The organism is Pseudomonas sp. KCJK9016 (assembly GCF_046231795.1).
GTDB lineage: Bacteria > Pseudomonadota > Gammaproteobacteria > Pseudomonadales > Pseudomonadaceae > Aquipseudomonas > Aquipseudomonas bananamidigenes.
This window is the reverse complement of record NZ_JBJJMM010000018.1, coordinates 79342-105445: the sequence shown is the minus strand read 5'-3', so window position 1 is coordinate 105445 and position 26104 is coordinate 79342. Positions and strand designations below refer to the sequence as shown.

The window sequence follows — 26104 nt, the reverse complement described above, 5'->3', positions numbered from 1 at the left end:
GCGCTTACTCCTGGCTGAAGAATGCGGATCGCTAAAAATTACGTACGTAATATGTGCGTTTCCGGACATTTCGGTCAAGGCTTCAGGAACGCGACAGGTTGGGCATCCTTGAATGTGAAATTGAGTGCAAATATTTCACGGCTTTCGTTATATCGTAACGAGTTGTGCAGTGAGCCAAGGGTTTTGGGGGGATATGCAAGTCGATCTGGACGTTGATGGCACGCAAGTCACCGGTTTGCCGCGCTTTCAGCAGGCGGCGGCGCAGGGGCGTCGATTGTGCCGGTTGGCCATTGGGCTCGGTGGGTTGGCGGCGGTCGGAGTGGTGCTGGCGTTTTTTGTGGGCCTGTTCGCCGCGCAATCGCTGTGGCCAGCGCTGTTGATCAATCAGAGCGCTGCGTTGCTGGTGTTGGTCGCCGGGTTGCAATCGGCGGGGTGGGTGACCGATTGGCGAGCACGGGTGATCAACCCGGTGGCGGCGGTTACCGGCGATGAGGCAGTCCCCGAGCCGGACGGCTGGTACGAGCGACTGCTGGATCGGCTCAGTCGTCGCAGCTTGCATCTGCTGGGTCAGATCGGAGCGCCGACCTTATGGCTGGGCGGTCTCGCGCTGTTGGCATTATTGGGTATCGAGCAGGTGTGGAACCTGGCATTGCCCTCCGCCACCGTGGGCATGTCCGCCTCCGTCAGCGCGGCGATTGCCCTGCTGCTGGCGTTCGGCCTGCTGGTGCTGGAGCGGCAACTGGCCCAGGAACATCCGGCGCAATGGCCCGAGGCCGGTGCGCTGGCACAACTGACGCGTGTGACCATCATCAGCCTGGTGCTGGGCGCGTTGTGCTTGTTGTTCGCCAACGAGAATTCGGTCTGGCCCGTACGCCTGGCAGTGCTGATCGGCATCTTGCCGGGGCTGGTCGCTGCGGAGTTGCTGCTGCGCGCTGTGCTGTCGCTGTTCAGCCCGCGCCGTGAACAGCTGGAGCCGGTGCTGCTGGCCCGCAGTTTCGTCGCCGATCTGCTGCGCTGGCCGCCGCAACCGTTACTCGCGTTGCAGCACGAATTGCACAACCGCTTCGGTATTGATCTGCGGCAGATCTGGGCGTTCAGCTACATGCGTCGCGCATTCCTGCCGATATTGGTGCTGGTGGCGGCAGTCGGCTGGTTGCTCACCGGCGTTCATGAAATTCCACTGCAAAGCCGTGGCATTTACGAGCGCTTCGGCAAACCGGTGCAGGTGTTCGGCCCCGGTTTGCATGCTGGCCTGCCATGGCCGTTGGGCCGGGTACTGAGTGTCGAGAACGGCGTGGTGCACGAACTGGCGACCAGCGTCGGCGAGAACCCGGCGCCGGTTCAGGTGGATCCGGCGGAAGGTCCGGCACCGGTCACCGCCAACCGCTTGTGGGACGCCAGCCACGTCAATGACAAGTCACAGGTCATCGCCAGCAGTCGTAACGAGCAACAGAGCTTCCAGATCGTCAACATGGACGTGCGGTTTGTTTACCGCATAGGCCTCAGCGATCAGGCTGCGTTGGCCGCGACTTACAACAGCGCGGATGTGCCGACGCTGATCCGCAGTACCGCGAGCCGGATTCTGGTTCACGATTTTGCATCGCGCACCCTCGACGGTTTGCTGGGGCAGGACAGGACAGGGCTGGCTGACGAGATCGGTCGCGCGGTGCAGAGCGATCTGCAGAAACTCGACAGTGGCGTAGAAATTCTCGCCACGGTGGTCGAGGCGATTCATCCTCCGGCGGGTGCTGCCAATGCCTATCACGGCGTGCAAGCGGCGCAGATCGGCGCCCAGGCGTTGATCTCTCGCGAGCGTGGTGCGGCGGCCGAAGCGAGCAATCAGGCGCAATTGCAGGCAAGCCTCGCGCGCGATCAGGCCAGCGCCAATGCCCACGAAACCCGCTCGATCGCCCGTGCGGCGGATCTGAAATTCAGCGCCGAACAAAAGGCCTATGCCAGTGCCGGCCAGGCCTTCGTGCTGGAGCAATACCTCAGCCAGCTCAGTCAGGGACTGGGCAAAGCCAAACTGTTGGTGCTCGACCATCGTCTGGGCGGCAGCAGCAACGCGCCGACCATTGACCTGCGTACGTTCATGCTGCCGGCTGACCCGTCGCCGGCGCGCACCACCGCTCAACCAGGAGCCACCCATTGAGCCAGTCGCACACACACGATCACCATGACCACAGCGGTCATGACCATGCTCATGGCGGCCACCACCATCACGGGCATCATCACCATCATCATGGCGCGCCGGAGGAGGCCGGGCCTTTCCCGTGGCGACGCATGGGCTGGGCTGTGTTGCTGGTGGCGTTTGCCATCGCAGCGGCCAGTCTGGTGCAGGTGCGCTCCGGCGAAGCCACGGTGATTACCCGTTTCGGCAACCCTTCCCGGGTGTTGCTGGAGCCCGGTCTGAGTTGGCGCTGGCCGACTCCGTTTGAGGCGGCTATCCCGGTTGATCTGCGCCTGCGCACTACATCCAGCGGTTTGCAGGATGTCGGCACCCGTGACGGTTTGCGCATCATCGTGCAGGCGTATGTCGCGTGGCAGGTGCAGGGTGATGCGGACAACGTCCAGCGCTTCATGCGTGCGGTGCAGAACCAGCCGGATGAAGCGGCGCGGCAGATTCGCACCTTTGTCGGCTCGGCACTGGAAACCACCGCCAGCAGTTTTGACCTGGCCAATCTGGTGAACACCGATGCCAATCAGGTGCGCATCGCCGATTTCGAGGCACAGTTGCGCCAACAGATCGATCAGCAATTGCTCGCCACTTACGGCGTGCGTGTGGTGCAAGTGGGTATCGAGCGACTGACCTTGCCGTCCGTGACCCTTACCGCGACAGTCGACCGGATGCGCGCCGAGCGTGAAACCATCGCCACGGAACGCACGGCTATCGGCAAGCGTGAAGCGGCACAGATTCGTTCGGGTGCCGAGCGTGATGCGCGAATCGTGCAGGCCGATGCCACAGTGAAAGCGGCGGAAATCGAGGCGCAATCACGCGTCGAAGCTGCGCAGATTTACGGCCGCGCTTACGCGAGTTCTCCGCAGCTCTACAACCTGCTGCGCTCGCTTGACACCCTCGGCACCATCGTTACGCCGGACACCAAATTGATCCTGCGCACTGACGCCGCACCGTTTCGCGTGCTGGTGGACGGTCCGCCGACTCTGGATAGCAAGCGTGGAACGCAGCCATGAGCGATGAAGTTCCACGTGGAACACAATCACTGGACAGTCCGTGGATTCAGGCCGGTCGTCTGACCTTTTTCGCTTTGTACGCGGTAACGGTTCTGGCAGCGCTGGCCTGGGCGTTTTCCAATGTACGGCAGATCGACCCGCAGAACCGCGCAGTGGTCAGGCATTTCGGCGCATTGGACCGCATCCAGAATGCCGGGCTGTTATTGGCCTGGCCACAGCCGTTCGAACAGGTCGTTCTGCTGCCTGCGGCCGATCGGGTCATCGAGCGTCGCGTGGAAAATCTGCTGCGCAGTCCTGCTGCGATACAAGCGGATCGCGTCGCGACCTTTGCCACGCCAATAAGCGATGCATTGGCCGGTTCCGGCTATTTGCTCACGGGTGACGCCGGTGTCGTTCAGCTGGATGTGCGGGTGTTCTTCAAGGTCACCGATCCTTATGACTTCGTGCTGCAAGGCGATCATGTGCTGCCAGCACTGGATCGACTGGTGACCCGCAGCGCGGTGGCCCTGACCGCGGCGCGGGATCTGGACACCATTCTGGTGGCGCGACCGGAGCTGATCGGTGCCGACAATCAAGCTGCCGAACGACGGGAGCGGTTGCGTGGCGATCTGGTGCAAGGCATCAATCGGCGCTTGGCGGAATTGAAGGCGAGCGGGCAGGGCATCGGTATCGAAGTGGCGCGGGTCGATGTGCAGTCGAGTCTGCCCGAGCCGGCCGTCGGCGCGTTCAACGCTGTGCTGACCGCCAGTCAACAGGCTGACAAGGCTGTGGCCAATGCTCGTACCGACGCCGAGAAAATCACTCAGACCGCCAACGAACTGGCCGACCGTACCTTGCAGGTCGCCCATGCCCAGGCCGGAGAGCGTCTGGCCAAAGCCTCCGCCGATACCGCTACCGTGCTGAGCCTGGCGGGGCAACAGAACACCGACCCGCAGATGCTGCTGCGCCTTTACCGCGAACGGGTACCGAAAATTCTCGGCCAGGCCGGTTCGGTCACCACGGTCGATCCGAAAGATGATTCCCGCCTGATCATTCAGGGAGCCAGTAAATGACTGTCACCAATGCCGCACCGAGCCTGTTGTCCTCGGCCGAACAACGTCGTGCTGCGCGCCAGTTGACCCTGGCGATGCTGGCCCTCGGTTTGCTCGGGCTGGGATTGATCTGGCGCTGGTTGATGCCTGAACAGACAGGCGTCAGTCAGTTACTGCTGGGTGTCGCGTCTTTGCTGGTGGCAGTGCCGGTGATGCGCTCGGCATGGTTCAGCTTGCGATACCCGAGCCTGCACGGCATCACCGATCAATTGATTGCACTGGCGATGCTCGGCGCCTGGGCCACCGGTGATCTGCTCACCGCTGCACTGCTGCCCATCATCATGATCTTCGGCCATGTGCTGGAGGAGCGTAGCGTGATCGGCTCACAAGAAGCGATTCATGCGTTGGGCCAGCTCACTCGCAGCCATGCACGAAAAGTTCAGGCAGATGGTACGGTCATCGAAGTCGATAACGGCACGCTCAAGGCCGGCGACACCGTCGAAGTCCGGGCCGGTGATCGGTTGCCGGCGGACGGTCGCGTGTTGTCTGGCCAGGCCAGCCTCGACACCGCGTCGATCACGGGTGAGTCGGTGCCCGTTGAGGCAGGTGTCGGAATGCCCGTGTTCGGCGGGGCGATCAACCTCGATGGTCTGTTGCGGATAGAAGTGACCCGCACCGGCGGTGAATCTACCCTGGGCAAGGTCATCGCCCTGATGCAGAACGCCGAGCGCTCCAAGCCGCCGATCACCCGTCTGCTGGAGCGTTATGCCGGCAGCTACATGGTGCTGGTGTTGCTGCTGGCGGCAGTGACGTGGTTTGTCACCCAAGATGCGCAGGCGATGCTGGCTGTGCTGGTCGCAGCCTGTCCTTGCGCATTGGTGTTGTCGGCACCGGCCACGGCGATTGCCGGGGTGGCGGTGGCGGCGCGGCACGGGATTCTGATCCGCAGTTCGGCTTTTCTTGAAGAACTGGCCGACCTTACTTCACTGGTGGTGGACAAAACCGGCACGCTGACTTACGGCACGTTGCGCTTGCAGTCGATCAGCAGCACGCAGGCGGATCACGATTCGGTGAGGACACTGGCCGCCAGTCTTGGCGCTGCCAGCAGTCACCCGGTCAGTCGGGCGCTGGCCGGACTGATCCACGCAGACCAGATGCTGGTGCTGACCGACATTCACGAACGCCAAGGGCTGGGTGTGGTCGCCAGAACGGAGCAAGGTGAAGCCGCGCTGGGTCGCCCGGAGCTGTTCGCGCAACTGGGCATTGCGACCACATCGATTCCCGAGCATGACGGCCCGATTGCCGGCCTGGCATTGAACGGCAAGTTCCTCGCCTGGCTGTTGCTCGCTGACAGCGTCAAACCGGAAGCGAAATTCGCTTTGAGCGAACTGCGCGAGTTGGGCCTCGGTCGGCAACTGCTGCTGACCGGCGATCGCCAGAGCGTGGCGCACACCCTGGCCCGGGATGTCGGCTTGCAGGAAGTCGAAGCTCAGGCGTTGCCCGAAGACAAACTCAATCGGGTATTGAAGGAAATCGACAATGGTTTCCGGCCGATGGTGGTCGGTGACGGCATCAATGATTCGCTGGCACTCAAGGCCGGTGTGGTAGGCGTTGCGATGGGCGCGGGTGGGGCGGATATCGCGTTGGCGTCCGCCGACATCGTGCTGATCGGCAGCGATCTGCGCCGGCTCGGCACGTGTGTGCGCCTGAGTCGCCAATGCCGGCGCACGTTGCAGGTGAACGTGATCATCGGTCTGGGCTGGACGTTGGCCATCGTCGTATTCGCTGCGTTCGGTTGGCTGGGGGCGGCCGGGGCGATGATTGCCGCGTTGTTGCACAACCTGAGTACCTTGTTGGTATTGGGCAACGCCGGGCGCTTGTTGCGATTCCAGGAGCCGTTGTTGAAGCTTGACGGGCAGAACTGATCATTTTTCGAACGGTGCGCCGATCCCGCAGTCTTCTGTACAGGCGCACCGCAGGAGGGAGATCGGTGCTGCTGTGTGATAGGTGGCGACTATTGAATCGATAGCCTGCTAATTTTCAAGGATGGTCTACCCTCAGATCAGACGTCTGAAACCAGGGGGATATTCCATGCTCGCGCAACTTCCACCGGCCTTACAGAATCTGCGGCTTCCGCTTCGCCTGCGACTCTGGGACGGCCATGAATTCGATCTTGGGCCCGAGCCCAGCGTGACCATCGTGGTCAAGGATCCGCAAATGGTGGCCCAGCTCACCCATCCCAGTCTGGATGCGCTGGGGGGCGCATTCGTCGAGGGTAAGGTCGAGCTTGAAGGCTCGATCAGCGAGGTCATCCGCGTCTGCGACGAGCTGAGCACCGCGCTGCTCGATGAAGATGAAGGCAGTCATCCCGTGCGCACCTTGCACGACAAGGAAACCGACGCCCAGTCGATTTCCTACCACTACGACCTTTCCAACGAGTTCTACCAGCTGTGGCTGGACAGCAACATGGTGTACTCCTGCGCCTATTTCGAGACCGGCAGCGAATCCATCGAGCAGGCGCAGGAAGCCAAGTTTCGCCATTTGTGCCGCAAACTGCGGCTGCAGCCGGGTGAGTATCTGCTGGATGTCGGCTGCGGCTGGGGTGGGCTGGCGCGTTTCGCTGCCCGGGAATTCGGTGCCAGGGTTTTTGGCATCACCCTGAGCAAGGAGCAGTTGGCGCTGGCCCGTGAACGGGTGAAAGCCGACGGCCTGGAAGATCAGGTCGAATTGCAGTTGCTCGACTACCGGGACCTGCCTCAGGACGGGCGGTTCGACAAGGTCGTGAGCGTGGGCATGTTCGAGCATGTCGGTCACGCCAATTTGCCCGAGTACACCCGCATCCTGTTCGGTGCGGTGAAAGAGGGCGGTCTGGTGATGAACCATGGCATCACCGCCAAGCATACCGATGGCCGCCCGGTGGGACGCGGCGCCGGGGACTTCATCGAAAAATATGTGTTCCCCAACGGGGAGTTGCCACATCTGGCGATGATCACGGCCAACATCAGTGAAGCAGGTCTGGAGATTGTCGATGTCGAGAGCCTGCGCCTGCATTACGCGCGAACCCTCGATCACTGGAGCGAACGTCTGGAAGACAATCTGGAAGCCGCCGCGAAACTGGTACCGGAACAGGCCCTGCGCATCTGGCGACTTTACCTGGCCGGTTGTGCCTATGCGTTTGCCAGGGGCTGGATCAATCTGCACCAGATACTCGCCGTGAAGGCGCATCCCGATGGCAGTCATGAGCTGCCTTGGACACGCGACGACATCTACAACCCTTGAACTAGAGAATCGGTGAAATCAGCCGGGCGATCCGCATGCCGAGTTGTTGCAGGCGATGGATCTCCCGGCTTTCTTCCTTGGCGACTTCGTAAGACAGGGCGAAGTCATCGTTGAGCATCTGTTCCACGTGGCCGGCGAATTCGCTGTCGACTGTCAGCAGCATCACTTCGAAATTCAACCGGAACGAACGGTTATCCAGGTTGGCGCTGCCGATGGCGCTGATCTCGTTATCGACCAGTACCACTTTCTGATGCAGGAAACCCGGTTGGTAGCGGAACACCCGCACCCCGGCGCGCACCGCTTCGAACGCATAGAGGCTCGACGCGGCGTAGACGATCCGGTGATCGGGACGCGAGGGCAGTAACAGTCGCACATCGACACCGCGCAGAACCGCAAGACGCAATGCAGCGAATACCGCTTCGTCAGGAATGAAGTAGGGGCTGGTGATCCACACGCGTTCAGTGGCGGCATGGATGGCTTCGACGAAGAACAGCGAGCAGGTTTCACAGGCATCCGCCGGGCCGCTGGCCAGCAACTGGCAGAGTACGCCGTCATCCGGGTAAACCTCGGGCAGGATCAACGGCGGCAGTGTGCGCGCGGCCCAGAACCAGTCTTCGGCAAATGACTCCTGCATGCAGGCGACCACTGGCCCCCGCACCTGCACATGCGTATCGCGCCATGGCGCCAGGGGTGGTTTTTCGCCCATGTATTCGTCGCCGACGTTGTGTCCACCGACAAACCCGATCATTCCGTCGACCACTACGATTTTGCGGTGGTTGCGGAAGTTCACCTGAAAGCGATTGAGCCAGCCGCTGCGGGTGGCGAAGGCCTTGACCTCGACACCGCCGTCACGCAATTGCTGCACGTAGCTGTGGGGCAGGGCGTGGCTGCCGATGCGGTCGTAGAGCAGGTGAATGGCGACGCCTTCGGCGGCCTTCTTCAACAACAGTTGGAGCAGGCGCTGACCGAGGCGGTCGTCGTGAATGATGAAAAACTGAATCAGCACCGCTTCCCGTGCCTGGCCGATTGCGTGGAAAATTGCCTCGAATGTGGTGCTGCCGTTGATCAGCAATTGCACTTCGTTATTGGCCAGGCACGGCATGCGTCCCAGCTTCGGCATTGCCCGCAACGAGTCGTAGGCGTTTGAAGCGCGAGCCGTCAGGGCCTCTTCTACCCAAGGGCGCCAGTTCAGTTCGGATACGGCCTGGCGCATCTGTTCGTTGGCCTGGCGTCGGGCCTTGATATAACCGTCGAAGGTGCTGCGACCGAACACCAGATAGGGAATGAGCGTGAGATAGGGAATGAAGACCAGAGACAGCGCCCAGGCGATCGAGCCTTGTGCGGTACGGACGGTCAACACGGCATGAATGGCGGCAATGGTGCCCAGACTGTGTATCAGTGCGATCAGATAACCGAAGATGTGCGGTCCGAAATAATCCATGGGGCAACCTTGCTCCTGAAGATTCAATGCTTAACAGACCATGTTCCTTTGCGCTTGTCGCTATTTTATTTTCAGCCGTGAAAGCCGCCCATGAACCGAAACAAGCGGCTGGCGTCTAACGGCCACTACTGATCAGGAGTTTTGTAATGAACGTTCGTCTGCTGGGTTTGGCGCTGGGTCTGGGGTTGGCATTGCCGTTGGTGGCTCAGGCGCAAATGCTGCAGCCGGGGTTGTGGGAAATGACGTCGAGCAACGTGAAAGTCGATGATCAGGTCATGGACGTGCAATCGATCCTTGGCCAGATTCAGGGCCAGATCACTCCGCAACAACGGGCGCAGCTGGAGAAGCAGGGGATCAATATCGGCGGCAAGGGCATTCGTGCCTGCCTGACGCCACAGCAAGTGGCGACCAACGATATTCCGCTGGCGGATCCGCAGTCGGGCTGCAAACAGCAAATCACCGAGCGCAACGGCAATCAGTGGAAATTCCGCTTCAGCTGTCCTCGGGCTCAGGGCACAGGTGTGGCCACGTTCGTCAGTGATCGCGAGTTCACGACTGTCGCCAACGGCACGTTCAATGCCATCGGGATCAACCAGAAGGGTAGTCTGGAGACCCGCGCCGTGTGGTTGGGACAGGATTGCGGCACGGTCAAACCAAGAGCCTGAAAAACGAACCGCCTCCACAACATTGTGGGGGCGGTTTTTTTAGCGCATGAATCGCAGTGGCAACCCCTGACACGCTTCGTGCAGTCGATTGGAGTGCCACGCGATCTGTCCCGATACCAGCGTCGTACTCACCCGATGGCGAAAGCTGCGACGGGCAAACGGCGTCCACCCGCACTGTGACAGAACCGGTTGCCGCGATACCGCGACACCCTCGGGCTCTGGCTGAATCAGTACCAGATCCGCCCAATATCCCTCCCTCAGATAACCGCGATCCGGAATGGCAAACAGATCCGCCACCCGGTGGCTGGTCTTCGCCACCAGGGTGGTGATCGGCAACACGCCGTCCGCTACCAGCTCCAGCAGCGCCGGCAACGCATGCTGCACCAGTGGCAGGCCGGACGGTGCCTGGGCGTATGACAGCTGTTTCTCCGCCCAGGTATGCGGGGCGTGGTCACTGCCGATCACATCCAGACGATTGCTCAGCAAGGCAAGACGCAGGGCATCGCGGTCAGTCCGGGTCTTGATCGCCGGGTTGCATTTGATCTGGTTGCCGAAGTCCGGATAGTCGCGATCATCGAACAGCAAATGATGCAGGCAGACTTCCGCCGTGATGCGTTTGTGCGCCAGCGGTTTGTCCTCGAACAGTTCCAGTTCTCGCGCGGTGGTCAGGTGCAGCACATGCAAGCGCGTGCCATGGCGTTTGGCGAGATCAACCGCCAGCGAAGAGGAGCGATAACAGGCCTCGGCATTGCGGATCAACGCATGGGCGTCCGACGGGAGATGCTCGCCGAAACGCTCATACAGCTTTGCGGTGTTGGCCTCGATACTCGGCGTGTGTTCGCAATGGGCCAGCAGAATCGTCGGCACCTCGGCGAATAATCGTTCCAGCGTCCGGGGATCATCGACCAGCATATTGCCGGTCGACGCGCCCATGAACACTTTGACCCCGGCCACCTCACTCGGATTGAGCGCCGCGACAGTGTCCAGGTTGTCGTGGCTGACACCGAAGTGAAAGCCGTAGTTGCCCACCGAATTGATCGCCGCCCGGCGCTTTTTGTCAGCCAATGCTTCGAGGGTGAGGGTGGCCGGGTTGGTGTTGGGCATGTCCATGAAGCTGGTGATGCCCCCGGCCACCGCTGCGCGGGATTCGGTGTAGATGCTGCCCTTGGTCGGCGAACCCGGTTCACGGAAATGCACTTGATCATCGATCATTCCTGGTAGCAGCCATTGACCGCCGGCGTCGATTTCCAGCACGGCGTTTTCGCCTTCGATGCTGCGGGCGATCTTTATGATGCGACCGTGGCTGACCAGCAGATCGGCGTCGAACTCACGTCCTTCATTCACCAGTCGCGCATTGCGAATCAGCACACTGTTCATGGTTCAGAACTCGTTCTGCAGGGCCTTGTAGCCGCGCACCAGATCGACATTGGTGCGCGCCACATCTTCGGAAAACTCTGAAGCGCTGACGCTCACCGGCGGGTACTGCGACAGATCGGTGTTCGGCCCGATACGGGTGGTGGAGGGGACGTAGAACGCATCCGGCAAATCCCGGCCATCGACCACCGAGTTGTGCCGCACCACACAACCGTTTCCGACCACGCAATTGAACAACACGCTGTTGAAACCGATGAACACCCGGTCGCCGACTTTGCACGGGCCATGCACGATCGAGCGGTGGGCGATGGAGCTGAACTCGCCGATGGTCACCGCTGCGCCAGACTTCGAGTGAATCACCACGCCATCCTGGATGTTCGAGTTGGCGCCGATGGTGATCGGCTCCATTGCGCCCGAGGCGTCCACTTCATCGGCGCGAATGACCGCGTAGGGACCGACGAACACGTTGTCGCCGATCACCACTTTGCCGCAGATGATTGCGGTTTTATCGACGTAGGCAGACTCGGCAATTTGCGGTAGATCGCCGGAAGGATTTTTTCGGATCATGGTTGGCTCAGGGCGTCGTAAAGAGTGTTGAGGTTGGATTCGAACAGGCCGGTAAACGTGCTGGCCGGACCCGAAGCGGCGAGGGCGTCGGAGTACAGCGTGCCGCCGATGTGCGCGCCGCTTTCGTCGGCGATCTGTTTGAGCAGGCGTGCGTCCTTGATGTTTTCCATGAACACGGCTTTGACCTTGGCCTGGCGGATCTGGGTGATCAGCGCGGCGACTTCGGCGGCGGAAGGTTCGCGCTCGGTGGACAACCCTTGCGGCGCCATGAAGTCGATCCCGTAGGCCTGGCCGAGATAACCGAACGCGTCGTGGCTGGTGACGATCTTGCGATTGCCGGGCGGCAGTGAACCCAGTTTGGCCTTGGCTTCGGCGAGCAAGGCGTAAATTTGTTTCAGGTAGGTCTTGCTGTTGCGTTCGTAGTCGGCCTTGTTCGCCGGGTCTGCGGCAATCAATGCCTTGGTGATGTTGGCGACGTACAGTTCGGTGTTGGCCAGGTTGTGCCAGGCGTGCGGATCGGGAACGGTTTCGCCGTCTTCTTCCAGAGCGCGGGGGATCACGCCGTGGCTGGCGCTGATGACCGTGGCTTTGGTGTCGGTGCTGGTCACCAGTCGATCCAGCCATGGTTCGAAGCCCAGGCCGTTTTTGACGATCAATTTTGCTTTCAGCAGTGCCTTCGCATCTTCCGGTGTCGGTTCGTAGGTATGGGCATCGGCGTCGGGACCGACCATGTTGGTAATCTGGATATGCTCGCCGCCGACCTGATGCACCATGTCGGCAAGGATGCTGAAACTGGTGACCACTGGCAGTTTTTCCGCCGCCGACAATGACATCGACAGCATCAGGCTGAACAGCACAAGTAGAGCGCGCATCGGGAAACACCTCATTGGAATGTGAACAAGGGCGGGCGACGCAGCAGGCCATGAACCGGCCCGAGCACGACAGACAGCAGGTAACCGATGCCTGCGACCAGCACGATGGCCGGGCCGCTGGGCAACGAGTAGTAGAACGACAGCAGCAGCCCGAGCCATACCGACAGGCTTCCAATCACGGCGGCAATGGCGATCAGGATCGGCAGGCGCCGGCTCCAGAAACGTGAAGCGGCGGCGGGCAGCATCATCAGTCCGACCACCATCAACGCACCGATGGCCTGGAACCCGATAACCAGGTTGAGCACCACCAGCGTCAGGAACACGCCGTGGGCGATCGGGCCGAGTCGGCTGACGGTGCGCAGGAAGAGGGGATCGAGGGTGTCGAGTAGAAGCGGGCGGTAGATCAGCGTCATGGCCATCAGACTTAGCAGCGACACGCCGAGCATTCCGTTCAGAGTGGGACCGTCGACGGCCAATGCCGAGCCGAACAATAAGTGCAACAGGTCGAGACGTTTGCCGGCGATGCCCAGAATCAGCACGCCGCTGGCCAGGGAGATCGGATAGATCGCCGCGAGGCTGGCGTCTTCGCGCAGGCCGGTACGACGGGTTATCCATGCGGCGAGACCCGCCATGCTCAGGCCGGCACCAAGGCCGCCAAGGGTCAGCGCGGGGAGACTAAGGCCGGCAAACCAGAAGCCCAGCGCGGCACCGGGAAGAATGCCGTGGGCGACGGCGTCGCCGATCAGGCTCATGCGCCGCAGGATCAGGAATACGCCCAATGGTGCGGTGCTGCACGCCAGCAGCAGACCGCCGAGCAGGGCGCGGCGCATGAACACGAATTCAAGAAACGGTTGCCAGAAATGCGCGGCACTGAGCATCAGGCCACCTGCACGTCAGGTGCTTGCTGGATCAGTTCGACACTGGGGCCGAACACGCAGCCGCTGTCTTTGATCAGCAGCGTTTGTGGAATGTGTTGGCGGACGGCGGCGAGGTCGTGGCAAACCATGACCAGCGTCCGGCCCTGCGCATGCCAGGTATGGAGGTGTTGCCACAGGAGCGCCTGGCCCAGTTCATCGAGAGCCGCATGGGGTTCGTCGAGCAGCAGCAAGGGTGTGTCGGCCAGACTCAATCGAGCGAGCAGGGCGCGTTGCAGTTCACCGCCGGAGAGCGCCATCAGCGGACGCTGTTCCAGACCGCTCAAGTGCCAGTCTTTCAGTGCCTGGGCCAGTCGTTGTGTGCGCAGTCGCGACGACAGTCGGCGCCCCCAGAAACCGGCGGCGACCAGCTCTTGAAGACTGATCGGGAATTGGCGATCCAGGTGCTGCTGTTGGGGGAGGAATGACAAACCACTTTGGCGGGGGACGCCCAGCGCTACGGTGCCGGCGAGCGGTCGCTGCAATCCACTGATGACTTTGAGCAGGCTGCTTTTCCCGCTTCCGTTCACACCGATGATCGCGGTGAGACTGCCGCGTTCCAGTTGAAGGGTCAGCGGTGGCGTGAGCGGTTGGCCGGGGGCGCCCCAACGCAATGACTGCAGACGGATCATACTGTCTCCCGGCTCCAGTGACTTTCAGCGACTGCATCGTGGGCGTGGAGGCTTTCGGCATGGATCACCCGTAGATGGAATTCGCGGATGCCGGGTGAGCGGCGCAGTGCCAGATTCAAGCGACGAGCGGCGTCTTCGCAGAACATCAGGTTCTGGCCATTGGCGAGGGAAAAGGCTTGTTCGTCAGCGCGTTTTACCGCGGTTTGCACGGCGGTGCCGAGAGCGGCTTCGGTGTCATTGATGGCTGAGGTCAGCGGTAGTCCGTCGACGAACTCTTCAAGGTGCAGATGCAGTTGTGCAGTACTGCGCTGGCTGTGGGGTGTAGCGATGATCCCATGAGTCGAGCCCAGCCAAGCGAGAACTTCAGCATGTTGCAATGGCTTGTTGGCAAAGTCGTCGACGAATTGCTGCTGGATCAATTGCCTCGCCAGAGCAGCAGAGCAGGGGCAAGTCGATGAGTAGGCCACCTCAATTTTCAGTTCCACGTGGAACACTGTGTTTTTCAGAGTGGCTGCAATGGTCACCGGATAGGCTTTCCAACCTGCCAACGGGCTGACCAGCGCGGGTCTTTTGAGCAGCAGATCGGTATGGATATTCAGATAAGCGTTGTTAGCCAAGTCTTCATGAGTGTCGAGAAAACGCTGCAGAACCTGGTGCAGAAGTGCCGGCGTAAGATTTTTCTGTTCCAGCATTTCCAGCGCCAGATACAGCCTTGACATGTGAATGCCACGGGCTTCGCCGTCATCCAGGCTGACACCCACATCGGCTTTGGCAGCCAAGCGTTGGCCTTCGAGAGATACAGGTAGAGCGATGCCGCGCATTCCCACCCAATCAAGCGGCAAGGCTTGGCGGGCGGCTTGCGAGGCGATATCCGGCAGCGTCAGCGCATTCATGTTCAGTACCATCGTGTTGATTGTGACTTATGTTACATTATAACAATTCAAACCACGATGCCTTTTTCATGAATGGGCTTTCTTATGCACAGACGTCATTTGCTTAACCTGATGTTGGCCAGCGCCGCACTGGTTTTCCCTTTCAGCGCCAATGCCACGCAGATTCGTAACGCTCGCCTTTGGCGTTCGGATGACAAGCTCCGTCTGGTGTTTGATTTGAGTGGGCCGGTGACTTACAAGACGTTCACATTGAGTGCGCCTGATCGTTTGATCATTGATCTGAGTGGTTCCAGTTTGAATGGAGATTTCAGCCAGCTGGCGCTCAGCGAAACGGTTATTCGCAGTATCCGTTCCGGGCATTTTGGCAAGGATGACACGCGCATCGTTCTGGATTTGAATCACCCTGTTCAGCTCAATGCTTTCCTGCTGGCACCTCAAGATGGGCAGGGACATCGCCTGGTTCTGGATCTTTTGAACGATACAAAAGTGACAAAGCTAAGCGTTCCACGTGAAACACCGGTGAAAACAAGTCACCCAAAACGAGACATCATTGTCGTGGTTGACCCTGGCCATGGCGGTAAAGATCCTGGTGCAGTAGGCGCGAAAGGTGAGCGTGAAAAAGACGTTGTGCTCTCGATTTCACAACTTCTCGCACGTCGTCTGAAACGGGAAAAGGGATTCGATGTGAAGCTCGTGCGCAATGACGACTTCTTCGTACCCTTGCGCAAGCGTGTCGATATCGCCCGTCAGCACAAGGCCGACATGTTCATCTCGATACACGCGGATGCTGCGCCGCGTCTGACGGCTTCCGGTGCTTCGGTGTATTGCCTGTCTGAAGGAGGTGCAACATCCGCCACCGCGCGCTTTATGGCACAGCGTGAGAATGGTGCCGATCTGCTTGGAGCGACGAGCCTGCTGACCCTCAAGGACAAGGATCCGATGCTTGCTGGTGTGATCCTCGATATGTCGATGAATGCCACCATTGCTGCCAGTTTGCAATTGGGCAGCACAGTCCTGGGAAGTCTGGCTGGTATCACCACGCTGCATCAAAAGCGCGTGGAACAGGCGGGGTTTGCGGTACTGAAGTCACCCGATGTGCCATCCATTCTCGTGGAGACCGGGTTCATTTCTAACGCGCGGGACAGTCAGCGCCTGGTTACCGCGCGCCATCAACAAGCAGTTGCCGATGGACTGTTTGATGGATTACAGCGCTATTTCCAGAAAAATCCACCGGCTGACAGCTATATCGCTTGGCAGCAAACACAGCAACAGATTCGCGTCTAGCAGCCAGTGATTCGACTGCAGGTGAACCTTGCGCTGCTTCCGCCGGAGCTGGAAAAACGATTAATTGTCGTCCAGCCCACCCGGCGGTTGTAGCCGACCCAGGTTTCGCCGTCTGAGGCGATCCCGGTGAAGAACGTCAATTGTCCGTAAACGCTGTTGGTTTGAGCCCAATAGCGCCGGCCAATCTTGTCGAAACCGCGCAGATAAATCGTCTTGCCGGCCGTGTTGACACTGTAGGCGCTGCCATCGGCATCGACACACGACAACAGGTTCGCGCTCCGTGTGCAGGTGGCGAGTCCTGGGACTTGTGCCCATGAATCAGAGGTCATCAACACCAAAGCAAGGAGTGAGCATTTCAGCGCATTTTTCATGAGACGACTCGACGGCGAAGTGTTTTCAGCTTCCGGCCCTTTGTCATTTCCGGCAAGAAGAATATGGATCTTCAATATTGTTATACTATAACATATGAGGAAGAACCTTTCCGTGGCTCTGTGTTTTCATGCGTCTGCTGCTTCATCGACGCCCGAGAGCGCCTGCCACCGAGAGTATTTTCTGCGTTTAGCTACCGCTTGAAGAGGTTTATCCCATGTCTTCTCGACTTCCCGTAACCGTTTTATCCGGTTTCCTCGGCGCCGGAAAAAGTACACTTTTGAATTACGTACTACGTAACAGGGACGATCTACGTGTAGCTGTCATCGTCAACGATATGAGTGAAATCAACATTGATGGCGGCGAAGTTCAGCGAAATGTCGACCTGAACCGCGCAGAAGAAAAGCTCGTGGAAATGAGCAACGGTTGCATCTGCTGTACGTTACGCGAAGACCTTCTGGAGGAAGTTGCCAAGTTGGCCCGGGAAAACCGATTCGATTATCTGCTCATAGAATCCACCGGAATCTCCGAACCGCTGCCGATTGCCGAAACCTTCACCTTTCGCGACGAGCAGGGCCAAAGCCTGGCCGACATCGCTCGCCTCGACACTATGGTCACTGTAGTCGACGGTCTGAATTTCCTGCCTGATTTCCAGGCGGCCGAGAGTCTGGCCTCCCGTGGTGAACTGCTCGCAGAAGAGGATGAGCGTTCGATCACCGATCTGTTGATCGAACAGATCGAGTTCGCCGACGTTCTGCTGATCAGCAAAATCGATCTGATCAGCCGCAGCGAGCGGGAAGAGCTCATGGCGATCCTCAAGCGGCTGAACGCCAACGCCGAAATCATCCCGATGGTGATGGGGGAAGTACCGCTGAAAAAGATCCTCAATACCCGTCGCTTCGACTTCGACAAGGCAGCGACGGCCCCGGGTTGGCTCCAGGAACTGCGTGGCGCCCATGTGCCGGAAACCGAAGAATACGGCATCGCCTCCACGGCCTATCGCGCGCGCCGTCCCTTCCACCCACAGCGTTTTTTTGAATTCATCGCCAGCCCTTGGGTGAACGGCAAACTGCTGCGCTCCAAAGGGTTTTTCTGGTTGGCAAGCAAACCCACGGATGCCGGCAGCTGGTCCCAGGCCGGCGGTTTGATGCGCCACGGTTTCGCCGGTCGCTGGTGGCGCTTTGTGCCGAAGAATCAGTGGCCACAGGATCAGGAAAGCACCGCTGCGATCATGGAAAACTGGACCGCCAGCGTAGGAGACTGCCGTCAGGAACTGGTGTTTATCGGTCAGAATATCGATTTCGGACAACTCAAATCAGCCCTGGATGGCTGCCTGCTGACCGATACGGAGATGGCGCTCGGTATAGAAGGCTGGCGATTGCTGGCCGATCCGTTCGGCTCCTGGCATGACGAGGTCGCGTGATGCTTGCGCTCAAACCGCCGCAAAACGGAACGCGCCATCAAGTCCTCGGTCCGACCCCGCAAACACTCGCGAGCATTCTTGAGGATGAAATCAACCTCGCCGTCTGGCAGCGCCAGCTTCCGCTGCACGTCGCTGATTTTGCGAGCTTATTGCTCTCACTGGATGAACCTTATGCCGAAGCGCTGAGCCTTGAATTGCCCGATGAAGACAGCGAACCGGACCTGAGCGGGCTGGCCAGCGAATACCGTGATCTGGAAGGTCATGAAGGGTTTATCGCTGACCTGAAATGGTTGACCGGCGCCTTCGCCTGCCTGCTCGGCGCCCGACGGATCGGCTTGCGGTTGCGTGTGCTGGACAAGGCCATGTGCCCGCGTTTTCACGTTGATCATGTGCCTGTCAGGCTGATTACCACCTACGCCGGCATAGGCAGCGAGTGGTTGAAGGAAGGGGAAATGGATCGCCGGCAACTGGGAAAACCGCTCGCCGAACCGCAGGAAAAATCGCGGATTCAGCAGCTGGCGAGCGGCGAAGTAGCGCTGCTCAAGGGAGAGAAGTGGCATGGCAACGAGGGTTTCGGCCTGATCCATCGCTCTCCGAAACCGGCGCCGGGCGAACGGCGTCTGATGCTGACCCTCGACTGGTTGGGCTGAAGGCTCAAGGCTCAAGGCTTGAGCCAGTTACCCTGGCTCTGGCTTTCGCAGTACGGCTTCAAATACGCCGCATCGGTGGTCACGCCGTAATAGTGGATATCCTGGCGATAAGGCATATTGGCGACTTGCGCGTTGCTGCATACGCCAAACGCTCCGGCAGGGCACTGATCGACGTATTGCACGTCGACTGTCTGCCCCGCCAACGTGGGTTGGCAGAAGCCGTCATTGAACAGTTTCTCCGGGATGTTGCGGTTCTGTTGGCAGACCTTCACGTCGAGGCGTTCCGCCTGGCTGTGCACCACACACGCCTGTGCCAGGGCTTCGCCCGACATCAGCGCCAGCAGCAATGACCATCCCATCCACCGCATTCCCGACCTCCAGAAATCCTTGATCATGTTGCAGAACATTCCCACCCATGTCATCGCAGGCCCGTTGGGCGCCGGCAAGACCAGCCTGATCCGCCAGCTCATGGCGCAGCGACCGGCCGGTGAGCGCTGGGCCGTGCTGATCAACGAGTTCGGCCAGATCGGCATCGATGCTGCGCTATTGACCCGGGACGCCGATGGTATCGCACTGGGCGAAGTCGCCGGGGGCTGTTTGTGTTGTGTGAATGGCGCACCGTTTCAGATCGGATTGGGACGATTGCTGCGCAAGGCTCAGCCGGATCGTCTGTTCATCGAGCCTTCCGGACTCGGGCACCCGGCGACATTGTTGCAGCAACTGCTTGAAGCGCCATGGCGTGGCGTTCTTGCGGTTCAACCCAGTGTGCTGGTACTGGATGCCCAGGTGCTGGCGGCAGGCAAGGTACTACCGCCAGCGCAACGGGAGGCGATTCCGAATGCCGGTTTGCTGGTGTTGAACAAGGCGGAAAACCTCGATAAGCCCACACGGGAGCGGATCGCCCGCCAGCTGCCATTCGTCAGGCTTATCTGGACGCAACAGGCGTTGTTGCCATTGAGTGAGTTGCCGGGTGTGAAGGAACAAGCGCAGGCAGGTGTGGATAAGTTCGTCGTTCCCAAGGGGCTGGCGCAGATGCCGGCCGTCTGGAGCGATCCGGCGTTGCCGATCTGCCTGAGCCAGGCGCAGGAGGGCGGCTGGAGCATCGGCTGGCGCTGGCACCCGAGCCAGGCATTTGACGTGATTCGCATTACCCAGTGGCTCGAAGCCCTGAACTGGCGTCGGGCGAAGCTGGTTATCCACAGTCCGACTGGTTGGGAATCAGCCAATGCCCTGGATAATGCCAAAGTGGAATGGCTGCCCAGCGAGTGGCGCAAGGATTCACGGATCGAGCTGATTTTCGAACAGCCGCAGAGCCTCGAGGAATTGCAGACGGCATTGGCCGGCTGTCGGATTCAAGCGGTGTAGCTCAAGGCTTCCACTTGGTGTGCTCCTGGCGCCACTGGCTCAGTTCGATGACTTGCGCGCTCGGCCTGGCCACTTCTACCACCGGCGGCGTGTCGTCGAACGGTGCCGGGTAGGGCGCCAGCTCGATCTGCACGCTGTGGGGGCCGTATTGGGTGATGCTGCCGTTGTGACGGGTTTCGCCGGTCACCGTGAATTCGAAGTTGTAGACCCGCGCCAGACGTCGCCGACCGCTGGCATCCTTGATGAAACCGATCTTCTTCAACGCCACGTTGCCGTCGAGCAGTTCGACGCCGACATTCACGCAGTGCTGCTTGACTCGTTCCAGCGCCCGTTCACGCAGGCCATGGTTGTGCCATAGCCACGCGCCGGCAACGGCGAACAGCATCAGCACGAAAATGTTTTCCAGGGTCAGCATCAACGAGAAACTCCAAAAGTTGGCGTCAGCTTAACTGTGTCGCCGGTCTGTCGTACAGGCTGCGTTTCGTCGCATACTGCGCGGCTTGAATTTCAATCGTTTTACGGAAAAACCCGAATGAAACGTACGCCTCATCTGCTCGCCATCCAGTCCCATGTGGTGTTCGGCCACGCCGGCAACAGCGCTGCGGTTTTTCCGATGCAGCGGGTCGGGGTCAATGTCTGGCCGCTCAACACCGTGCAGTTTTCCAACCATACCCAGTACGGCCAGTGGGCCGGGGAAGTGCTGGCACCACAGCGCATTCCGGAACTGGTCGAGGGCATCGCGGCCATCGGTGAGCTGGGCAATTGCGACGCGGTGCTGTCCGGCTATTTGGGCAGTGCGGCACAGGGACGGGCGATTCTCAGTGGCATCGAACGGATCAAGGCGACCAATCCCAAAGCCTTGTACCTGTGTGATCCGGTGATGGGGCATCCGGAGAAGGGTTGCAGCGTGCCGGCCGAGGTCAGCGATTTCCTGCTCGACGAAGCCGCGGCGGTCGCAGACTTCATGTGTCCGAACCAGTTGGAGCTGGACAGCTTTTCCGGGCGCAAGCCGCAATCATTGTTCGATTGCCTGGCGATGGCGCAGGCGCTGCTGGCTCGCGGGCCGAAAGCGGTGCTGGTCAAACATCTGGATTATCCGGGTAAACCGGCGGATGGCTTCGAGATGTTGCTGGTGACGGCCGAGGGCAGTTGGCATCTGCGGCGGCCGCTGCTGGCGTTTCCGCGTCAGCCGGTGGGAGTGGGCGACCTGACGTCCGGCCTGTTCCTGGCCCGGGTGCTGCTTGGCGACACTCTGTTGGCGGCATTTGAATATACGGCGGCAGCGGTGCATGAAGTGCTGCTGGAAACCCAGGCCTGCGCCAGTTATGAGCTGCAACTGGTGCGGGCGCAGGACCGGATTGCGCATCCGCGAGTGAAGTTCGAGGCCACGCCGATCAGTCTGTAAGACCGCGTTGCCCTCATTCGCGAGCAAGCCCGCTCCCACATTTGGAATGCGTTTCTCCTGTGGGAGCGGGCTTGCTCGCGAACTATCTACAGAGCGCCAAAGATCGAAGGGCTGATCAGGCGTCGCCCTTGATTTCCTGATAGCGCTTTTCCAGCTCCTGGCGAATCTGCCGGCGTTGCTGGGCCTGCATGTAGCGGCGCTTGTCTTCGCTGTTCTGCGGCTGCAATGGCGGCACGGCAGCAGGCTTGCGCTGATCGTCCACGGCGACCATGGTGAAGAAGCAGCTATTGGTGTGACGTACCGAGCGTTCGCGGATGTTTTCGGTGACCACTTTGATACCGACTTCCATCGAGGTATTGCCGGTGTAGTTGACTGACGCCAGGAACGTCACTAGTTCGCCGACGTGGATCGGCTCGCGGAAAATTACCTGGTCCACCGACAGGGTCACCACGTAGCGGCCGGCATAACGGCTGGCGCAGGCGTAGGCCACTTCGTCGAGGTATTTGAGCAGGGTGCCGCCGTGGACATTGCCAGAGAAGTTGGCCATGTCGGGGGTCATCAGTACCGTCATCGACAGCTGGGCGTTTCCGGGTTCCATAACGTTCTCACGGGTCAAGGCAGGTTGCTGGAAGAGGCACCTCTGCGGGTGCCTGGTCGCTTTTCAAAAGCACCGTTATCGGGACGCCGGGCGACTGGTCGCCGTCACGCTCGGGTCGATCTGTTTCCATATATTGCACCGCCTTTCAGCCGGAAGTCGCGGTGTTACCCTGCCAAAGCCCACCCCAAGGGCGATTCCCGCACCTAAAGCGGATTTTTACCCAGCTCGCCCAGACATTTCTCACGTCTGTCGCGGGCATCGTCATTCAAGGAGCCCACGCCATGCATGCCATCAGCTTTATTCAGGATCTGGCGGTGATCATGTTGGTTGCAGGTGTGGTGACCGTGCTGTTCCACCGTTTCAAACAGCCGGTGGTGCTCGGTTACATCGTCGCGGGCTTCATCATCGGCCCGCACACCCCGCCGTTCGGCCTGATTCACGACGAGGAGACCATCAAGACCCTCGCGGAGCTGGGCGTGATTTTCCTGATGTTCTGCCTGGGGCTGGAATTCAGTCTGCGCAAGCTGTTCAAGGTGGGGGCCACGGCGTTTATTGCGGCGTTCCTGGAAATCATCCTGATGATCTGGATCGGCTACGAAATCGGCCGCTGGTTCGACTGGAACACTATGGATTCGCTGTTCCTGGGCGCGATCCTGGCCATTTCCTCGACCACCATCATCGTCAAGGCGCTCAACGACCTGAAGATGAAAAACGAGCGCTTCGCCCAGTTGATCTTCGGCGTACTGATCGTCGAGGACATTCTTGGCATTGGCATCATCGCCCTGTTGTCGAGCATCGCGGTCAGCGGCACGGTGAGTTCCGGTGAAGTGTTTTCAACGGTCGGCAAACTCTCGTTGTTCATGATCGTCGCGCTGGTCATCGGGATACTGCTGGTGCCGCGCTTGCTGGCTTATGTAGCGAAATTCGAAAGTAACGAGATGCTGCTGATCACTGTGCTCGGACTGTGTTTCGGCTTCTGCCTGCTGGTGGTCAAGCTTGAGTACAGCATGGTACTTGGCGCATTCCTGATCGGCGCGATCATGGCCGAGTCACGGCAATTGTTGAAGATCGAGCGCCTGATCGAGCCGGTTCGCGACCTGTTCAGTGCCATCTTTTTCGTTGCCATCGGCTTGATGCTGGATCCGATGATCCTTTTGCAATACGCGTGGCCGATTGCGGTGATCACCGTCGCCGTGGTGCTGGGCAAGATGCTGTCCTGCGGACTCGGGGCGTTTATCGCCGGCAATGACGGACGGACCTCACTGCGAGTCGGGATGGGGCTTTCGCAGATTGGCGAATTCTCCTTCATCATCGCTGCACTGGGCATGACGTTGCAGGTCACCAGCCATTTTCTATACCCGGTCGCCGTGGCGGTCTCGGTCATCACAACGTTGCTGACGCCCTACCTGATCCGCGCAGCCGATCCGTTGTCGATCAAGCTGTCGGCCGCCATGCCAAAACGTCTGGGCCGGGTGTTCGGGATGTACGGCGAATGGTTGCGCAGCATCCAGCCGCAGGGCGAAGGCGCGATGCTGGCGTCGATGATCCGGCGGATTCTGCTGCAGGTCGGGGTCAATCTGGCGCTTGTGATCGCGATTTTTTTTGCCGGAGCGTTCTTTGCCGGACGCCTCTCGACCTGGCTGCAGGACTGGATCAGCGATCCAAGCTGGCAAAAGGCATTGATCTGGGGCGGGGCGCTGCTGTTGTCGCTGCCGTTCCTGATTGCTGCTTACCGCAAGCTCAAGGCCCTCTCGATGCTGCTGGCGGAGATGGGCGTGAAGCCGGAGATGGCGGGGCGACATACACAGCGAGTGCGCCGGGTGATCGCCGAAGTGATCCCGATTCTCTCGCTGCTGGTGATTTTCCTGCTGCTGGCAGCCTTGTCGGCCAGTATCTTGCCGACCAACAAGTTGCTGGTGCTGGTCGCCGTGGTCGCGGCCGCCGTGGCGGCGCTGCTCTGGCGCTGGTTCATCCGGGTGCATACGCGGATGCAAGTGGCCTTGCTGGAAACCCTCGACAATCACAAGGAATCGTCGGGGCATTGACCCCGGTGGGGCGGCTGGCGGCTCAGCTTTCCAGCCAGACGTCCCGGGCCCAGTGCCAGACCGATTCCCAGGATTCTTCGGTGATCAGCTCTTCTTCGCCGGACCACAGCACCACGGTGCCGTCTTCTTCGACGCAGTAGTAGTTGTCGCCGTCCTGGCAGATCGGGATCAGATCGCGCGGTACGCCGGCATCCCATGCGTTGGCCGCCACATCCGGCAGATAGGTGTGGGACTGCGGGTCGGTGACGGTCACCGGCTCCAGGCTGCCATAGACCACATCGCTGACGGTCAGCAGGAATTCCTTGAAGAGGAACGGGATGTTGATGAAGAGTTCTTCTTCGATCTCTACCAGTTGGTCTTCGTCAGGCAGCTCCAGAGGAACCGGCACGGGTTCATTGGCTTCGCGCAGTTGTTCGATGATTTCTTCCACGTCCGGGATCCTCTTGCTTGAATGGCGCGGTTTATATGGGCCGGTTTATACAGTAGCTCGCTATAGATGCAACCGCGAAATAGAAAACCCCGGCCTGGGCCGGGGTTTCCTTTGCTGCATGTTTGACGCCGGAGGGATCAGCCGTTCTGGCGGATACCGGCGACCAGCCAAGGCTGGTTTTCGCCCTGAGGACGTTCCATGTTCCAGCTTTCGCTGAACACTTCGCCCTGGTCGAAACGCGAGGTTTTCGACACGCCGCTGAAGGTCAGGGTGGCGATGGTCTTGTCCGCCCGATCGTCCACGCCATCCAGCTGTACCTGAAGGTTGTCGATGTAGGTGGACTGGAAGCCGTCACCCAGATCCGCACGCTCACGCTTGAGGAATTCGAGCATTTGCGGGGTCACGAACTCGGCGATCTTGTCCATTTCGTTGGCATCCCAGTGCTGCTGCAGCGCCTGGAAGTGGCTGCGGGCGGCCTCGAGGAAGCGCTGCTCGTTGAACCAGGTCGGTGCGTTGATCACCGGACGGGCGGCAGCCGGAGCGGCCGAACCACCGAAGATCGAGCCCATGGCTGCTGGCTTCTGTTCGAACACTTCACGCTGCATCGGTGCGCCGGCCGGAGCGAACTGCTCCTGCTGCTTGCGGCGACGAGCGGCGATGAAGCGGAAGATCACGAACGCGATCACGGCCATGATCAGGATGTCGAAGAACTGCATGCCCTGGAAGCCGCCGCCCATGAACATGGACGCCAGCAGGCCACCGGCGGCGATGCCGGCCAGAGGGCCGAGCCATTTCGAAGCGCCGCCGGCCTTGGCAGCAGCGCCCGCGGCACCGGCAGCACCGGCGGTCGCCGCGGCGCCGCCCATGGCTGGGGAAGACGGAGCCATCTGGCTGGTCTGGTGCGTCGGCGCAGCGCCGGCGCTTTTGCCACCACCGAAGCGCTTGGCGTTGGCGTCGAGGCTCATCGTCAGGCCGATGCACAACGCCATGGCGATGCTAAGAAAACGTTTCATAAAGGGAATTCCCGTTTGTGGAGACACGCGCGCCATGTTGCACAGCTGAAGTGTCACTGGCTAGCGAGAGAGTGTTTCGGGCTTTTGCCTGACAGGTTACGTTCAGCTCGGTCGAGGCAATAAGACCATGTACTTTTGTCTGTAGGAAAAAGATGTAGGTTCAGTGAGAAGTTGATCAACGTTTAAGCGCCAGCATCACCACGCCTGCCGTGATCAAGCCGATGCCGCCCCATTGGCGCAGGTCGAGTTTCTCGCCCAGCAGGATCACGCCGAGTACCGCCACCAGTACCACGCTGAGCTTGTCCACTGGAGCGACCAGCGAGGCCGGCCCGACTTTCAAGGCGCGGAAATAGCACAGCCACGAAGCCCCGGTACCCAGCCCCGACAACAGCAGGAACAAATAGCTTTTGGCAGAGATCTCTCCCAGCGACTGATATTGGCCCGTGGCGTATAAAATCAAGGCCAGGCTGACCAGTACCACGATTGTTCGCAGAAGGGTGGCAAAGTCGGAATTGACGTTTTCGATGCCCACCTTGGCGAAGATCGCCGTCAGCGCGGCGAAGGTGGCCGAAAGCAGGGCCCAGAATGTCCAGGAGGAAAAGAAGCCTGAGCCCATGGATAACGCCCCGTTGGATGAATGGTGACATGAATGCTGCTCGCGA

General features: G+C 60.1%; 26 protein-coding genes. 12 read left to right on the top strand and 14 right to left on the bottom strand.

Features of this window, described 5'->3' with window-relative positions; all coding sequences use genetic code 11:
* The first annotated feature begins 193 nt into the window (after nt 1–193).
* The 5 genes from hflK (ACK6BI_RS18695) to cfaB all read left to right on the top strand — a co-directional run bounded on the left by hflK (ACK6BI_RS18695) (nt 194) and on the right by cfaB (nt 7502).
* Nucleotides 194–2152, top strand: a complete 1959-nt coding sequence (gene hflK / locus ACK6BI_RS18695) for a protease modulator HflK (RefSeq protein ID WP_409318233.1) — start codon at nt 194–196, stop codon at nt 2150–2152.
* Nucleotides 2149–3192: a protease modulator HflC gene (gene hflC / locus ACK6BI_RS18690; protein ID WP_409318205.1), complete on the top strand. Its 1044-nt coding sequence runs from the start codon at nt 2149–2151 to the stop codon at nt 3190–3192. Before hflK (ACK6BI_RS18695) ends, hflC begins: the two co-directional genes overlap by 4 nt.
* Nucleotides 3189–4244: a protease modulator HflK gene (gene hflK, locus ACK6BI_RS18685; protein WP_409318204.1), complete on the top strand. Its 1056-nt coding sequence runs from the start codon at nt 3189–3191 to the stop codon at nt 4242–4244. Before hflC ends, hflK (ACK6BI_RS18685) begins: the two co-directional genes overlap by 4 nt.
* Nucleotides 4241–6148, top strand: a complete 1908-nt coding sequence (locus tag ACK6BI_RS18680) for a cation-translocating P-type ATPase (protein ID WP_409318203.1) — start codon at nt 4241–4243, stop codon at nt 6146–6148. The genes hflK (ACK6BI_RS18685) and ACK6BI_RS18680 overlap by 4 nt, the downstream gene beginning before the upstream one ends.
* Before the next feature lie 166 nt (nt 6149–6314).
* Nucleotides 6315–7502, top strand: coding sequence for a C17 cyclopropane fatty acid synthase CfaB (gene cfaB, locus ACK6BI_RS18675; protein ID WP_409318202.1), 1188 nt, complete (start codon nt 6315–6317; stop codon nt 7500–7502).
* Between the two features lies 1 nt (nt 7503).
* Here cfaB and cls read toward each other — a convergent pair whose 3' ends face one another.
* Entirely contained in the window at nt 7504–8943 is a 1440-nt protein-coding gene (cls, locus tag ACK6BI_RS18670; protein WP_409318201.1) for a cardiolipin synthase, read from the bottom strand.
* A 146-nt stretch (nt 8944–9089) separates the two neighbouring features.
* Between cls and ACK6BI_RS18665 the strand changes: the two genes are divergently transcribed.
* Entirely contained in the window at nt 9090–9608 is a 519-nt protein-coding gene (locus tag ACK6BI_RS18665; RefSeq protein ID WP_409318200.1) for a DUF3617 domain-containing protein, read from the top strand.
* A 39-nt stretch (nt 9609–9647) separates the two neighbouring features.
* On the opposite strand, the gene ACK6BI_RS18660 is transcribed toward ACK6BI_RS18665, so the two are convergent.
* The 6 genes from ACK6BI_RS18660 to folE2 are packed head-to-tail and all read right to left on the bottom strand — an operon-like array spanning nt 9648 to nt 14860.
* Nucleotides 9648–10985, bottom strand: coding sequence for a dihydroorotase (locus tag ACK6BI_RS18660; protein ID WP_409318199.1), 1338 nt, complete (start codon nt 10983–10985; stop codon nt 9648–9650).
* A 3-nt stretch (nt 10986–10988) separates the two neighbouring features.
* A complete protein-coding gene (locus ACK6BI_RS18655) occupies nt 10989–11549 on the bottom strand; it encodes a carbonate dehydratase (protein WP_409318198.1) in 561 nt (186 codons plus the stop codon).
* On the bottom strand, nt 11546–12421 hold the full coding sequence (locus ACK6BI_RS18650; RefSeq protein WP_409318197.1) for a metal ABC transporter substrate-binding protein: 876 nt from the start codon (nt 12419–12421) through the stop codon (nt 11546–11548). The genes ACK6BI_RS18655 and ACK6BI_RS18650 overlap by 4 nt, the downstream gene beginning before the upstream one ends.
* A gap of 11 nt (nt 12422–12432) precedes the next feature.
* On the bottom strand, nt 12433–13299 hold the full coding sequence (locus tag ACK6BI_RS18645; protein WP_409318196.1) for a metal ABC transporter permease: 867 nt from the start codon (nt 13297–13299) through the stop codon (nt 12433–12435).
* Nucleotides 13299–13967 carry a metal ABC transporter ATP-binding protein gene (locus tag ACK6BI_RS18640; protein WP_409318195.1) on the bottom strand — a complete coding sequence of 223 codons (669 nt, stop codon included), beginning with the start codon at nt 13965–13967 and terminating at the stop codon, nt 13299–13301. The genes ACK6BI_RS18645 and ACK6BI_RS18640 overlap by 1 nt, the downstream gene beginning before the upstream one ends.
* Nucleotides 13964–14860, bottom strand: coding sequence for a GTP cyclohydrolase FolE2 (gene folE2, locus ACK6BI_RS18635; protein ID WP_409318194.1), 897 nt, complete (start codon nt 14858–14860; stop codon nt 13964–13966). The genes ACK6BI_RS18640 and folE2 overlap by 4 nt, the downstream gene beginning before the upstream one ends.
* Nucleotides 14861–14944: 84 nt before the next feature.
* Here folE2 and ACK6BI_RS18630 point away from each other — a divergent pair, with 84 nt between their 5' ends.
* Nucleotides 14945–16144, top strand: coding sequence for an N-acetylmuramoyl-L-alanine amidase (locus ACK6BI_RS18630; protein ID WP_409318193.1), 1200 nt, complete (start codon nt 14945–14947; stop codon nt 16142–16144).
* Here ACK6BI_RS18630 and ACK6BI_RS18625 read toward each other — a convergent pair.
* A complete protein-coding gene (locus ACK6BI_RS18625; RefSeq protein ID WP_409318192.1) occupies nt 16141–16515 on the bottom strand; it encodes a glutamine synthetase in 375 nt (124 codons plus the stop codon). The two genes, ACK6BI_RS18630 and ACK6BI_RS18625, sit on opposite strands and share 4 nt — an antisense overlap.
* A gap of 215 nt (nt 16516–16730) precedes the next feature.
* Here ACK6BI_RS18625 and zigA point away from each other — a divergent pair, with 215 nt between their 5' ends.
* Together zigA and ACK6BI_RS18615 are read left to right on the top strand one after the other, a co-directional pair.
* Nucleotides 16731–17936, top strand: a complete 1206-nt coding sequence (zigA, locus tag ACK6BI_RS18620; RefSeq protein ID WP_409318191.1) for a zinc metallochaperone GTPase ZigA — start codon at nt 16731–16733, stop codon at nt 17934–17936.
* Nucleotides 17936–18586 carry a DUF1826 domain-containing protein gene (locus ACK6BI_RS18615; protein WP_409318190.1) on the top strand — a complete coding sequence of 217 codons (651 nt, stop codon included), beginning with the start codon at nt 17936–17938 and terminating at the stop codon, nt 18584–18586. The genes zigA and ACK6BI_RS18615 overlap by 1 nt, the downstream gene beginning before the upstream one ends.
* A gap of 11 nt (nt 18587–18597) precedes the next feature.
* Here ACK6BI_RS18615 and ACK6BI_RS18610 read toward each other — a convergent pair whose 3' ends face one another.
* Complete coding sequence (locus ACK6BI_RS18610; RefSeq protein ID WP_409318189.1) at nt 18598–18954, bottom strand: NADH:ubiquinone oxidoreductase; 357 nt, start codon at nt 18952–18954, stop codon at nt 18598–18600.
* Between the two features lie 25 nt (nt 18955–18979).
* Here ACK6BI_RS18610 and ACK6BI_RS18605 point away from each other — a divergent pair, with 25 nt between their 5' ends.
* Nucleotides 18980–19951, top strand: coding sequence for a CobW family GTP-binding protein (locus tag ACK6BI_RS18605; RefSeq protein WP_409318188.1), 972 nt, complete (start codon nt 18980–18982; stop codon nt 19949–19951).
* A gap of 1 nt (nt 19952) precedes the next feature.
* Here the strand turns inward: ACK6BI_RS18605 and ACK6BI_RS18600 are convergent, their stop codons facing one another.
* Entirely contained in the window at nt 19953–20366 is a 414-nt protein-coding gene (locus ACK6BI_RS18600; protein WP_409318187.1) for a DUF3301 domain-containing protein, read from the bottom strand.
* A gap of 117 nt (nt 20367–20483) precedes the next feature.
* On the opposite strand from ACK6BI_RS18600, the gene pdxY reads away from it, so the two are divergent.
* Nucleotides 20484–21356: a pyridoxal kinase PdxY gene (gene pdxY / locus ACK6BI_RS18595; RefSeq protein ID WP_409318186.1), complete on the top strand. Its 873-nt coding sequence runs from the start codon at nt 20484–20486 to the stop codon at nt 21354–21356.
* 115 nt (nt 21357–21471) lie between these two features.
* Here the strand turns inward: pdxY and ACK6BI_RS18590 are convergent, their stop codons facing one another.
* Nucleotides 21472–21954 carry an acyl-CoA thioesterase gene (locus ACK6BI_RS18590; protein ID WP_003229693.1) on the bottom strand — a complete coding sequence of 161 codons (483 nt, stop codon included), beginning with the start codon at nt 21952–21954 and terminating at the stop codon, nt 21472–21474.
* 281 nt (nt 21955–22235) lie between these two features.
* On the opposite strand from ACK6BI_RS18590, the gene ACK6BI_RS18585 reads away from it, so the two are divergent.
* Complete coding sequence (locus tag ACK6BI_RS18585) at nt 22236–23999, top strand: cation:proton antiporter (protein WP_260521582.1); 1764 nt, start codon at nt 22236–22238, stop codon at nt 23997–23999.
* A 22-nt stretch (nt 24000–24021) separates the two neighbouring features.
* On the opposite strand, the gene ACK6BI_RS18580 is transcribed toward ACK6BI_RS18585, so the two are convergent.
* The 3 genes from ACK6BI_RS18580 to ACK6BI_RS18570 all read right to left on the bottom strand — a co-directional run bounded on the left by ACK6BI_RS18580 (nt 24022) and on the right by ACK6BI_RS18570 (nt 26058).
* Nucleotides 24022–24429, bottom strand: a complete 408-nt coding sequence (locus ACK6BI_RS18580; protein ID WP_409318185.1) for an SMI1/KNR4 family protein — start codon at nt 24427–24429, stop codon at nt 24022–24024.
* Between the two features lie 137 nt (nt 24430–24566).
* A complete protein-coding gene (locus ACK6BI_RS18575) occupies nt 24567–25442 on the bottom strand; it encodes a Tim44 domain-containing protein (protein ID WP_409318184.1) in 876 nt (291 codons plus the stop codon).
* Nucleotides 25443–25617: 175 nt separating this feature from the next.
* A complete protein-coding gene (locus ACK6BI_RS18570) occupies nt 25618–26058 on the bottom strand; it encodes an EamA family transporter (RefSeq protein ID WP_065260887.1) in 441 nt (146 codons plus the stop codon).
* Nucleotides 26059–26104 lie beyond the last annotated feature (46 nt).